The sequence below is a fragment of the Niveibacterium sp. COAC-50 genome (assembly GCF_013184235.1).
Lineage (GTDB): Bacteria > Pseudomonadota > Gammaproteobacteria > Burkholderiales > Rhodocyclaceae > Niveibacterium > Niveibacterium microcysteis.
In genome coordinates this window covers 582,004-594,243 of sequence record NZ_JABCJM010000002.1, presented here as the reverse complement: position 1 = coordinate 594,243, position 12,240 = coordinate 582,004, and the positions used below count along the sequence as shown (strand labels likewise).

Below are 12,240 nucleotides of genomic sequence, written 5' to 3'. Positions count from 1 at the left end.
CTCTGCTGCGCGCGACGCCGAGCGGCGATCACCAGCAGCTACTTCGTTTGCTTCACCAGCGACCACGCCATGCCGCCCATCACCGCGACGCCCACGACGAGCACTACCCACAGCACCCATTTGCGCGTGGCGGCTGGTGAATCCGGCGTGCTGGGGCTGCTGCTGTCGGCGGCGCTGGCCTGGGGGCCGAAGGCTGCTTCGGCGTCTGCGATCTTGGGTGCGCCGGGCTGGCCGTAGCCGGGGACCAGGGTGTCGACGGCGAGCGCGGCGGGGGCGGCTTTGGGGTTGCCGAGGGCGAGGGTGTAGGGCGCCGGGCCACGGGTGAGGAAGACGAGCTGCTGCGGCGTGAGGCCGAGCTGCAGCGTGGGCGCGGTGTTGCCGAGGCCGCCGCTGCGCGGGTCGGCGTGCAGGCGCAGATGCTGAATCGCGATGTAGCCGAGTGCGATGTCGGGCGAGGTGCGATCCGGCCCTTCGCCGCCGAGGCGGTAGACGACACCGCTGGTGAGGCGCTGCCAGGGCGCGCGTTCGTCGTTGCGCGTAGCGACTTCGACAGGGGCCAACAGATTGCCCGGCGGCAGCGTGACACGCAGTTGCTCGGCACGGATCGGCGTCGGCAGCTTCAGCACATAGTCGCCCTTGGCGTCGCGCTGGGCGGCGCTCGCGGGTGTCCAGACCATCGCGGGGGGCTCGGTGTGCGCTTCGCGTGTGATGAACTTCGCTGCGGTGATCGGCGCCGCTTCGGCGGGCTCGCGCCACAGCACGCGCAGGTAGCGCGCGTTGGTTTGACCAAGTTCGATGCGCTCGCGGCGGATCTGTTCGCCGTTGAAATCGAGCACTGCGAGCACGGCGTCGGGCTGCAGGCTTTGCCACTGCGCGAGATCGTCGCTGCCGTCGACGCTGACGCGGTGGAAGCCGCTGACACCCTCGCCGAGCGTGATGTCGAGCGCCGCCAGCGTCGCATCCTTGCTGCCGGTATCGATCAGGTAGCCGCGCAGCGGCTTGCCGACCGCTTTGCCCGCCTGCTCGCGTACCGACACTACAGTGCCGGTGGTGTCGCGCCGCACATCCACCTGCAGGTCGCCGCCAGTGGTGTTGGCTTCGCCGTGCAGCGGGAACCAGCGCAGCACACGTTGTTGTTCGCTGGCACGCGTCTGCGTCGGTGTGGCGATCAGCGCGAAGGGCACGGCCTCGCCGTTTGCGTTGAATACGCGCAGATCGCGCAGCTCCGGCGAGCGGGCCGCGAGGTAGGCGTCGATCGGCAGCGTGAGCCGCGCGTACGGCGCCGCCTGCGCGACGCGAATGCTGGCGCGGGTGGCGAAGTCCGCCACTTGTTCGGCAGCATGGGCGGCGCCGCAGCACAGCAGCGCGAGCAAAGGGATGATGCGCTTCATGATGCGGCTCCTTCCTGCTGGTCGTTCTGTTTCGGCGGTAGCGGCGCGAAGTAGCCGACCACCAGCAACAACACGCCCACCGCGATGAAGGACACGATGCGCGCGAGCCCGCCAGTGTTCGAGAGTTCGATCAGGAACAGCTTGGCGACGACCACGCCGATCAGCACCGCGCCGATCAGCCAGCGCAAGCGATCCTGCGCGCGGTGGCCGCTCACCATCAGCGCCAGCGCGGCGATGCTCCACGCAATCGACAGGCTTGCCTGCAGCGTCATCGATGCGAACAGCGCGTGCGATTCGAAGGGTACGCCGGCCCAGTGATGCACCGCGCGGGCCACGCCGCAGGTGTAGACGAGGAAGGCGACCGCGCCGAAGCTCGGGCGCAGCAATTGCTGCGCGTCGTCTGCCAGATCGACACGCGTGAGCCAGCGCCACACCGCGAGCAGCACGATGCCGCAGGCGATCTCCAGCGGGTTGGCGATGGGGACGTACGGCAGCGGTGCTGCAGAGCCTGTCGAGTGCAGGTTTGCCGCCACCACCCACAGCATCATCAACAGCGCCACTGGCGTTGCGACCAGTGTGCGGTAGGTGGATTCGCGCGCGCCGAAGGGCCAGCGCCGAGGCCACTTCTCGCGCGCAGTGAAGATCAGGTAGGCGGCGGGCACCAGCGCCCAGCCGAGCCAGCGCCATGCAGACCGTTCGTCACCCAGTTCGGCGAACAGCGCGCGCGCTTCGAGCGCCAGCACCGTCAACAGCAGCCATGCACCGAGCGCGTGAGCGAGTTTGATGCCGATCGCCGGCCACGGCGCTTCATCGCCCTCCCCGAGCAGGCGCAGTGCGAGCAGGTGCGCGACCAGCATCGCAAGCCAGCCCGCGCCCGCGAGTCCGGCGAAGGGCGCATAGCCGGCGTGATAGTCGGCCGCGAGTGCGAACCAACCGAGCGGCGTCAATGCGAGGCACAGGTTCGCCAGCGTAGCCCAGGCCCAGCGGCGTGCCGCCAGCGTCCAAAGCATCGCGGTGGCAGCGATCAGGCCCAGCGTTGCGGCGTGCTGCTGCGCCGGAACGACGAAGCGTTCGATCTCGGCGAGCCAGGCATAGCCCCACCACAGCGCGCCCCACAGCAGGCCGAGCAGCGAGAGCTTCGGTGCGATGTCGGCAAACTGCTCGTCGCCGCGCTGCTGCAGGCGCCATGCGGCGACCCACGCCGCGAGCGCGATCACCAGCGGCACCAGGAAACCGGCATGGCGCAGCGGTGAGAGATCCGGGTCGGCATGCAGCGCGACGTTCGGCCACACCTGCATCAGGAAGGCCGCCGCGGCCGCTACCTGCAGCGCGATGCCGAACCACATCGCCACCGCCTGCCGCAGCGAAATCGCGAGCCACAGGATCAGCACGCCGCTGAGCGCCCACACGCCGCTCGCAACCCGCCACGGCAGCACGAAGAGCACCGCCAGGTTGATCAGCGCGAGGCCGAAGACGAGGAAGAGCCCGACCCCGGCCGACAGCCCCGGCAGCGCATCAGCATGGCGGGTCGTGAGGATCGTGCTGGCGAGCACCGTGAGGCCGATCAGCCCGCATACCACCAGGCCCGACAGCCCGGCCGCGAAGACCTGCGCGCCGTCCGCCGCCGCGCCGTGGTTGTTGGCGAAGAAGACGATGCCGGCAGCCACCTGCACCAGCATGCCGGTGAGCAGCGCGGCGCGGTCCGCAAAACGCAGCGCGGCCCACACCGTGGCAACGCCGGCAAGCGCCCAGGCCACCGCGGTGGTGGTGCTGCCGGCGAGCATCGGCGCCAGCAGGTAGGCGAAGATCAGGCCCAGCACCGCGAAGAGCGGCTTGAGGGCGGCGTCGGCGGGCGGATTGTCGAGCGCTGCCGCCGCACGGGCGACACGCCAGTTCGACAACAGCGCGCCGGCCAGCATCAGCGTGCCGAGCCAGGAACCGGCCAGCAGGGGGCCGGGGTCGGCAGTGCCGCTGCCCAGCGTGCGCAGGAAGAACAGCGTGGCACCGGCCTGCAGCAGCAGCGCAAAGGCGCGCGCCAGCGTGCGCTGCTGGCGATGGCCGAGCCAGTAAATGCCGGCACCCTCCACCGCCCACGCGGCGGCGGTCCATTGGTCGTCGAGTGCGAGCGGGATCGCCAGCGACGCGAAGATCACGCCGAGCGCGAGGAAGACTTCCACCAGCAACAGGTTGCGGACTCGATCGCGGCCGAGCAGCGCGCGTGCCAGGATCAGGTAGAAGGCGCCCAGCGCGAAGGCGCTGAAAGCCATGCCGTATTCGATGTGCCGGATGATCGCCACCTGCAGGCCAAAGCACACCAGCGGCACGCCGAACAGCAGGGTGCCGTCGATTGCGTTGGCGTGCGCCAGCGCGCCGCGCAGCAGTTCGCCGTGGTCGGCATCGCGGATCGGCGATGTCCACTCGGCCATGCGGCGGCGTGCGAACAGCAGCGCGATCGTCACGTACATCAGGAAGAACGCGACGAGGAAGGGTTCGGTGCTGGCGAAGAGCTCCGGCTGGTAGCTGCGCAGCCCCCATGCGGTGCCGATCAGGAAGGTGCCGGCAAAACCGACCAGATTGAGTACCCGCCAGGCCTTGAACCAGGCAATGCCCAGCACGCCGGCGTTGAGCAGCAGGAAGTAGGAGAACAGCGCGACATGGCTGCCGCCGCCGGTGGAAGCAAGGATCGGTGCCGCAAAGCCGCCCAGCGTGCCGGCGATTGCCAGCGAGGGCGCGTTCTGCTTTACCGCGAGCAGGCCAGCGAGCGCCGCGACCGCCACCATCAGCACGAAGCCAAACTGCAGGGGGATCAGCGGATGCAGCCGCATCGCCGCAAAGGTGGTGAGGTACATCACCGCCACCGCCGCACCCTGCAGCAGCAAGCCGTAAGGTCCGTTGCGCTCGCGCAGCCGCCAGCCGACCACCAGAAGACCGAGCGCCGTGGCGGCGACGCCGGCGTAGCGGAATTCGATCGGCAGCGTGGTGCGTTCGGCCGCGTAGCGCAGCAGGAAGGCCAGCCCGAGGAAGAGCAGCACGATGCCCATGCGCACCAGCGTGTTGCCGCCGAAGAGCCAGGCGCGCGCGGCGTCGAAGGTGCGCTCGATCAGGTTGGGGCCGGCTGGTTCCGGGGGCGGTTCGTCGATCGCCTCGGCCGGCGCGTTGACGGCCCCGGAATCGGGCGAAATCGGGCCGGTCGCGGCGTCGCCCGTGCGCACTTGAGCCATTGCAGCCTCAAGTGGTGCCTCGTCCTTGCTTACCTCCGTTGCGACGGTTTGCGCTGTTGCGATCGGCTCAAGCGGCTCGGGCGTGATTGGCGCAGGCGTCGGCGACAGGTCGAGCGTGAGCTCGGGTTCGCTGGCCGGCGTGGGTTCGACGCTCGGCGATGGCACCGCCACGATGTCAGGCGCTTCGGTCGCGCGCTCTGCCTCTGGGCTCGCCGCAGCGGTGGCCCCGGAGCCCGATTCCAGTGCAACGAAACGCTGATGGATCGCCAGCGTGACGCGGTCGAAATGTTCGCGTAGTGCGGCGAGCGCGTTCTCGCTGGCTTCCAACCGTTCAGCGACGTCCTGATACTGCTGCGTCAGCCATACCACCCGCCCAAGCAGAAAGCCGAGCAAGGCGCCCAGCACCGCACCCAGCCAGCCGCTCAGGTCATTGGCGAGCGCGGTCGTGAGGCCCACCACGAGGCCGATCAACAGCAACAGAAGACTCACAGCATCCACTCCGTTTTCGGGCGACGCGGCCGATACGCCGCACGGCGGGCAGTCTCCCACAGCGCGGTGCTGCACAGCGTGAGCGAAAACGCGGTCGGGTGCAGATCGTTGCCACTGCGGCCGGTTCAAGGCGCGCCCGCCACGGCCGTAATTGAAGGAAGCGACCAGCCGGAACGTGCCTTCCATGCCCAGGCGATACGCCTTACTCGTCCTCCTGCCGATATGCATTGTGGGCACCGTGCTGTTCATCCGGCACCGGCCAGCGCCCGCCCCGATCCGTATCGGTGTCGTGCATTCGCTGAGCGGCACGATGTCGGCGAGCGAGCGGCCGCTGGTCGATGCGGTGCAGATGGCGGTGGCTGAACTCAACGCCGATGGCGGCGTGCTGGGGCGGCCGGTCGAAGTGGAACTGGCGGACAGCCGTTCCGATGCAGACCAGGCCGCGCGCGAGGCCGAGCGCCTGATCTCCGAAAAACATGTCAGCGCACTGTTCGCGTGCTGGACCTCGGCCTGCCGCGCCGCGGTACGCCCGGTGGTTGAGCGGCATCGTCATCTGATGGTGTACCCGGTGCAGTACGAGGGCATGGAGCAGTCGCCCAACATCCTCTACACCGGCCTGGCGCCGAATCAGCAGATCGTGCCCGGCACCCACTGGATGCTGGAGCGATACGGCAAACGCGTGTTCCTTGTTGGCTCTGACTACCGCTTCCCGCGCACCGCCAACCTGATCATCCGCGATCTGGTGGAGGCGCGCGGCGGCGAGGTCACCGGCGAGCACTACCTTCCGCTGGGCAGCCACGATTTCGAGGCGGTCATCGCCGAACTGCGCGCCGCACGGCCGGTCGCGGTGCTCAACACGCTCAACGGTGACAGCAACGCGGCCTTCTTCGCCGCCCTGGTCGCGGCCGGGCTTGTCGATCAACCCGTCATGTCCTTCAGCGTTGCCGAACCTGAAATGCGGGCCTGGGGTGGCGGGCGCCTGACACGACACTATGCGGTTTGGAGCTACTTCCAGTCTGTCGATACGCCGCAGAACCGGCGTTTCGTCGCGGCCTGGCGTGCCCGGTTCGGCGCGGATCGGCCGACCAGCGATCCGGTCGAAGCCGCCTACGTCGGGGTGAAGTTATGGGCGCAGGCGGTGCGCGACGCCGGCAGCGACGACCCGGTCCGTGTCAATGCTGCGCTCCTGCACCAATCGGTCGGCGGCCCCTCATCGATTGAAGCGGTGGATGCCGCCACACGCCACCTGTGGAAGCGCATGCGCGTCGGCCGCGCATTGCCGGACGGCCAGTTCGAACAGGTTTTCGCGTCGGACTACCCGTTGCGGCCGGCGCCCTGGCCCGCCTATCGCAGCCGCGAAGCCTGGCAGCACATGCTTGAAGGCGGCACGCCGTGAGCCCGGGCCGCATCCTGCCGCGCCTGCTGCTGGGCTTCCTGCTGCTGTCGGCACTGCCGGTCGGCGGCCTTGCCTGGTGGGCCGATACCGCGTTCGAACGCACGCTCACGGCGACGATGCTGACGCACTTGTCGGCGATCGCGGACAAGAAGTCGGACCAGATCAACAGCTACCTCGAAGAGCGCGTCAGCGACAGCCGTGCGCTGGCCAATTCGCCAACGGCCCAGCATGCGCTGAGCGTGCTGCCCTCGCTGTTGGCCAGCACCGAGGCGACGCAGTACCAGATCGAAGCAGCCCGCTACCGCGATTACTTTCTCAGCGTGCAAGACACCAGCGGCGGCTACGATCTGCTGCTGATCGCCGCCGACGGCACCGTGGTGTTCTCGGTGCTGCATGAGGCGGACTTCGACAGCAACCTCGAAACCGGCCCCTACCGCGACACGATTCTCGCGCAGGCACACCGCCAGGCGCTGGCCTTGCTGACGACGCAGGTCACGCCGGTGGCCGCCTACGCGCCATCCGGCGGGCGGCCGTCCGTCTTCATGGTGTCGCCGGTGATCCGCGACGGCAAACCGATCGGCACCGTCGCGCTGCAGTTGTCGCTGGAACACCTCAACGCGGTGGTCACCGATCCGACCGGACTTGGCAATACCGGTGAGACGATCGTTACCCAGGTCGAGGGCGACAAGGCGCTCTACGTAGTGCCGTTGCGGCGCGTGCCGGATGCCGCGTTCCGCCTGCGGCGGCCGCTCGACAAGCTCGGCGAGCCGATGCAGGCCGCCATCCGCGGCGAGCGTGGCAGCGGCATCGGGCGCGATTACGGCAGTGTGCAAGTGGCGGCGGCATGGCGTTATCTGCCGGCCTTGCGCTGGTACATGGTCGTCAAGATCGATGCCGAGGAGGCCTTTGCGCCGGCCACCGCGTTGCGCATGCAAAGCCTTGCAGCGCTGGCGTTGCTCGTGTTCGCTGCCTTCGTCGTCGCCAGCATGTTTGCGCGCGGCATCGTCAAGCCGATCCGCCAGCTGCTCGGCGCCACGCAGCGCATCGCAGCCGGCGATCTGCATGAACGCGCGCCGCTTGCGGGCAGCAGCGAGTTCCGCGAGCTCGGCGCGAGTTTCAATCGCATGGCAGAGCGGCTTGCCGAAGAGCAGGCCTTGCTTGAGCAGCGCGTCACCGCACGCACGCAGGAACTGGCGCGCAGCAATGCGCGTTTCGACGACCTGGTGCGTCGCATCTCGGCCGGCATCTACACCTTTCGCGTCGGCGCCAACGGCAGTCATGGCTTCGACTATGTCAGCCCGCGCTTCTGCGAGCTGCTTGACGTTCACGAGGCGGCGATTGCGCGCGACCCCCTGCTGCCCTTCTCGCGCGCACATCCGAAGGATCTGCCTGAACTGATGCGGCGGCAGGGTGAGGCGGTCGCGGCGATGGCGCCGTTCCGGATGGAGTGCCGCTTCGTCGTGCGCGAGCAGACGCGCTGGTTCCGCATCGAGTCGGACGGCACGCCCAGCGGCGACGGCGGCAGTTTGTGGAACGGCGTGGTGACCGACGTCACCGAGCGCAAACTGGTCGAAGAGGCCGAGCACGAGAGCGAACAGCGTCTGGCGCTGGCCACGCAGGCGGCGGGCGCGGGCATCTGGGATTGGGACGTGGTCGCCGACGTGCTGCTGTGGGACGACCGGATGTTTGATCTCTACCACGCCAAACGCGACGAATTCTCGGGTGCTTACGAGGCGTGGGTCTCGCGCATGCACCCGGAAGACCGCGCTCGTGCCGCGGCCGAGCTCGATGCCGCACTGCGCGGTGCGGGCAGCTTCGACACCGAGTTCCGCATCGTCACGCCGGAGGGCGAGGTGCGGCACCTGCGCGCACTGGCGGTGATCGTGCGCGCGAGCGATGGCACGCCGCTGCGCGCTGTCGGCGTCAACCGCGACGTGACCGAGGCGCGGCGACAGGAGGCAGCGCTGCGCAATGTGGCCGACGAGCAAACGGCGATCTTCGAATCCGCTTCGCTCGGCATTTCGCTGCTGCGTAACCGTGTCGTCGAGAAGTGCAACCGGCGCCTTGAAGAAATGCTCGGCTACGGTCGCGACGAGCTGATCGGGCGCACCACGCGCGATTGGTACCTCGACGAGGCCGCCTATGTTGCCGGCGGCACCATCTATGCCGAGCTTGAGACGGGCGGCATCCACCGGCGCGATCAGGAGCTCAAGCGCAAGGATGGCAGCCGCTTCATCTGTGCCCTGGCAGGCCGGGCGATCGATCCGCGCGATCTGTCGCGCGGCACGGTCTGGCTTTTCGAAGACGTGACACAGGAGCGCCAGCTCGCCGCCGAAATGGCCTCGGCCCGCCAGGCGGCCGAGGCGGCCAACCGCGCGAAGTCGGAATTCCTGGCCAACATGAGCCACGAAATCCGAACGCCGATGAACGCCGTGCTCGGACTGACGCAATTGGTGCTCGACGGCGAGCTCTCCGCCGAGCAGCGCGACTACCTCAACACCGCGATCGCTTCGGGCCGCACCTTGCTGGGCGTACTCAACGATATTCTCGACTACTCGAAGGTCGAGGCCGGCCAGCTCCAGGTCGAGCAGATTCCGCTGCGCTTCGGCGAGCTGGCGCAGGATGCGGCCAACCTGTTCGCGGCGCGCGCCGAGGAGCGCGGGCTTGGTCTGCGGATCGACATTTCGCCAGCCCTGTCAGAGCCAATCCTCGGCGATCCGCTGCGCATTGCGCAGGTGCTGAACAACCTGCTGGGCAACGCTCTGAAGTTCACCGAACAGGGGCAGGTTGTCTTGCAGGCAGAGCCCGCCGAGGCGCGCAGCGATGGCACGCCAATGCTTCGTTGCAGCATTCGCGACAGTGGCATTGGCTTGTCCGAAACGCAGATCGAACGCCTGTTCCAGCCCTTCACGCAGGCCGATGGCAGCGTTACGCGGCGGCATGGCGGCAGCGGCCTCGGGCTGGCGATCTGCAAGCGCCTCGTCAACGCGATGGGTGGCGAGATCAGCGTCGAGAGCCAGCCTGGCGAGGGCGCCTGTTTCAGCTTTACCTTGCCGGCGCTTGCGGCCGACGAGCTTCCCGCGCACTGGCCGCCGGCTCCCCATCCCGCTGGCGACGTGATGGCGGTGCCGACACCGACACTGCGCTTCGACGGCGCGCGTGTGCTGCTGGTGGAAGACAACGCGCAGAACCAGCAGGTGGCGGCGGGCTTCCTGGCACGTCGGGGCATCGTGGTGCATACCGCGCAGCACGGCGGCGAAGCGGTGCAATGTGTCATGGAGGCACCCTTCGACCTTGTGCTGATGGATCTGCACATGCCGGTGATGGGCGGGCTCGAAGCCACGCAGCGCATTCATGCGCTGCCCGGTTGCGCGGGCATTCCCGTTGTTGCGATGACGGCGGCCGTGCTGCCCGAAGATCGTCGGCTGAGCCAGGAGGCCGGCATGGTCGACTTCGTGCCCAAACCGATCGACCCGGCGCTGCTCGATCAGGTGCTGCTGCGCTGGCTGCCACAGGCCGGCGTTGCCGCCGATGTGGTGGTGGCTGATGCGGAGCCGGTGCTGCCGCCCCTGCCCGGTTTCGATCTGTCTGCCGCATTGCGGCGACTCGACGGCGATGTGGCCAGCCTGAAACGACTGCTCTGCGAGCTGGCGGATGATTGCGCCGGCGCGGCCGATGCGATTGACGCGCTGCTGGCCGATGGCCGTATCGGCGATGCGCTCGGCCGGCTGCATGCGATCAAGGGTGCGGCGAGCAACCTCGGCGCGGTCGCGTTGGCCGGCGCCGCCGCGGCCGCCGAACAGGCGCTGCGTAGCGACGGCACGCAGCGCCCTGGGGCAGACTTCGCCGCGGCGTTGCTTACCGCGGTCGCGGTGATCCGCGCGCATTTCTCGGATGCGGACGCCGGGCCGCGCGCGCGCGAGTTGCCCGGTCTGCGCGATACCTTGCGGGCGTTGCCGCCCTATCTTGAGCGTCGCGAACTGATCCCCGACGCACTGATCGAGACACTGCGCCAGCTGACGGCGTACGATGGGCCGGGTGAGCCCCTGCGGCGACTGCTGCGGCAGATCGATCACTTCGATCACGACGGGGCGCTCGCCAGCGTGGCGCAGCTGATCGCGACCCTGGATCTGGAGGTGTCCGCATGACCCAAGGCGAACACGACAAGCCGCTTGTGCTGCTGGTCGACGACCAGCCGGCCAACCTGCATGTGCTGGCGGCCACGTTGAAACACCACTACCGGATCAAGACCGCGACCAGCGGCCGCATGGCGCTGGAACTTGCTCGCCTGGCGGATCGCCCGCAACTGATTCTGCTCGATGTGATGATGCCGGAGCTCTCCGGTTTCGATGTGTTGCGGCAACTGCGCGACGGTGCCGAAACGCGCGATGTCGCGGTCATCGTGATTACCGCGGACACCAGCGAGGCGAGCCAGCTTGAAGGCCTGGAACTGGGCGCCGATGACTTCCTCACCAAGCCCGTGTCACCCGGCCTGCTGTTGGCGCGTGTGCGCAGCCTGCTGCGCCGCAAGACCGCCGAGGTGCGTTTCCGCCAGGTGGTGGAACTGATGCCCTCGGCGCTGTTGATCGTCGATCAGCAGCGCCGCATCCGTTTTGCCAACGGCATGGTGCAGGCACTCCTGGGCTACGCACCCGCGGCGCTGGTCGGTGAGCTGGTCGATGTGCTGATTCCGCAGGACCAGGTTGTCCAGCATCGTGAGCGCGTGACCGAGTACTTCGGCGCGGCACGCCCGCGCCGCATGGCGCAGGGGCGCGCCCTCGAGGCACTGCGGCGCGATGGCAGTACCTTTCCGTGCGAGATCGGCCTCAGCCCGATTCCGGGGGACGACGGCACCAGCGTGCTGGTGTCGATCTTCGATACCAGCGAACGGCGTCAGACCGAAGGTCGGCTGCGGCAGATCAACAGCGAGCTCGAACAGCAGGTGATGCAGGCGGAAAAGCTTGCGTCGCTCGGCCGCCTGGTGGCGAACTTTGCGCACGATATCGGCAACCCGATCGGTAACGTCACTGCGCTCGCCACGTCACTCACCGGCCGCATCCGCGCCGTGCGCGAAGACCTCAAGACCGGCGGGCTGCGGCGCTCCGAGCTCGACGCTTTCCTCGACACCAGCGAAGCGGCCACCACGATGCTGGCAAGCAACCTCGGGCGCGCCTGCGAGCTGCTCGAATCCTTCAAGCGCATGGCGCTCGATCAGGCGACGTCGCAACGACGCGAGATCGATCTCGCGCAGTGGGTCGACGAGTTCCGCTACACGCTGACACCGATGCTGGCCGAGGGCAAACACCGCTTCATGCTCGACCTGCCGGCCGGCTTGCGGCTGCACACCAGCCCCGGCCCCTTGGGCCAGGTGATCGCGAACCTGGTATCCAACGCGGTGGCGCACGCGTTCGAGGCGCGCAGCGGCGGCACGATCCGCATCTCGGCAAGCCGCCTGCCCACCGGCGCGATCGAGCTGTGCGTCAGTGACGACGGCGTCGGCATGCCGCCGGCGCTGCTGGGGCAGATCTTCGAACCCTTCTTCACCACCAAGGCCGGGCGCGGCGGCACCGGGCTCGGGCTGGATATCGTGCGCAGCATCGTCGAAAAGACGCTCGGCGGGCAGATCTCGGTTCGCAGCGAACCCGGCACCGGCAGCAGCTTCGCCGTCACCTTGCCGAGTGCAGTCGACGCCCCCTGAGGCACCCGGCTGCTGGGGCAGGGTGCCTTTCCGCCCGAGGGGTGG

The 12,240-nt window shown here is 68.5% G+C and carries 5 protein-coding genes; 3 read left to right on the top strand and 2 right to left on the bottom strand.

Annotation, left to right across the window (positions count from 1 at the left end; genetic code table 11):
* Window positions 1-38: 38 nt before the first annotated feature.
* Complete coding sequence (locus tag HH302_RS10220) at window positions 39-1,391, bottom strand: DUF3999 domain-containing protein (protein ID WP_172201933.1); 1,353 nt, start codon at window positions 1,389-1,391, stop codon at window positions 39-41.
* Window positions 1,388-5,101, bottom strand: a complete 3,714-nt coding sequence (locus HH302_RS10215; RefSeq protein WP_172201931.1) for a DUF2339 domain-containing protein — start codon at window positions 5,099-5,101, stop codon at window positions 1,388-1,390. The genes HH302_RS10220 and HH302_RS10215 overlap by 4 nt, the downstream gene beginning before the upstream one ends.
* A gap of 229 nt (window positions 5,102-5,330) precedes the next feature.
* Here HH302_RS10215 and HH302_RS10210 point away from each other — a divergent pair, with 229 nt between their 5' ends.
* The 3 genes from HH302_RS10210 to HH302_RS10200 are packed head-to-tail and all read left to right on the top strand — an operon-like array spanning window position 5,331 to window position 12,195.
* Window positions 5,331-6,497: an urea ABC transporter substrate-binding protein gene (locus tag HH302_RS10210; protein WP_206254704.1), complete on the top strand. Its 1,167-nt coding sequence runs from the start codon at window positions 5,331-5,333 to the stop codon at window positions 6,495-6,497.
* Window positions 6,494-10,645, top strand: a complete 4,152-nt coding sequence (locus tag HH302_RS10205) for an ATP-binding protein (protein WP_172201927.1) — start codon at window positions 6,494-6,496, stop codon at window positions 10,643-10,645. The genes HH302_RS10210 and HH302_RS10205 overlap by 4 nt, the downstream gene beginning before the upstream one ends.
* Window positions 10,642-12,195, top strand: a complete 1,554-nt coding sequence (locus HH302_RS10200) for an ATP-binding protein (RefSeq protein WP_172201916.1) — start codon at window positions 10,642-10,644, stop codon at window positions 12,193-12,195. Before HH302_RS10205 ends, HH302_RS10200 begins: the two co-directional genes overlap by 4 nt.
* Window positions 12,196-12,240: the final 45 nt, after the last annotated feature.

Excerpts from the sequence above, each read along its gene's own strand:
- HH302_RS10220 (WP_172201933.1), bottom strand. The coding sequence starts at position 1,391 with ATGAAGCGCATCATCCCTTTGCTCGCGCTGCTGTGCTGCGGCGCCGCC.
- HH302_RS10200 (WP_172201916.1), top strand. The coding sequence starts at position 10,642 with ATGACCCAAGGCGAACACGACAAGCCGCTTGTGCTGCTGGTCGACGAC.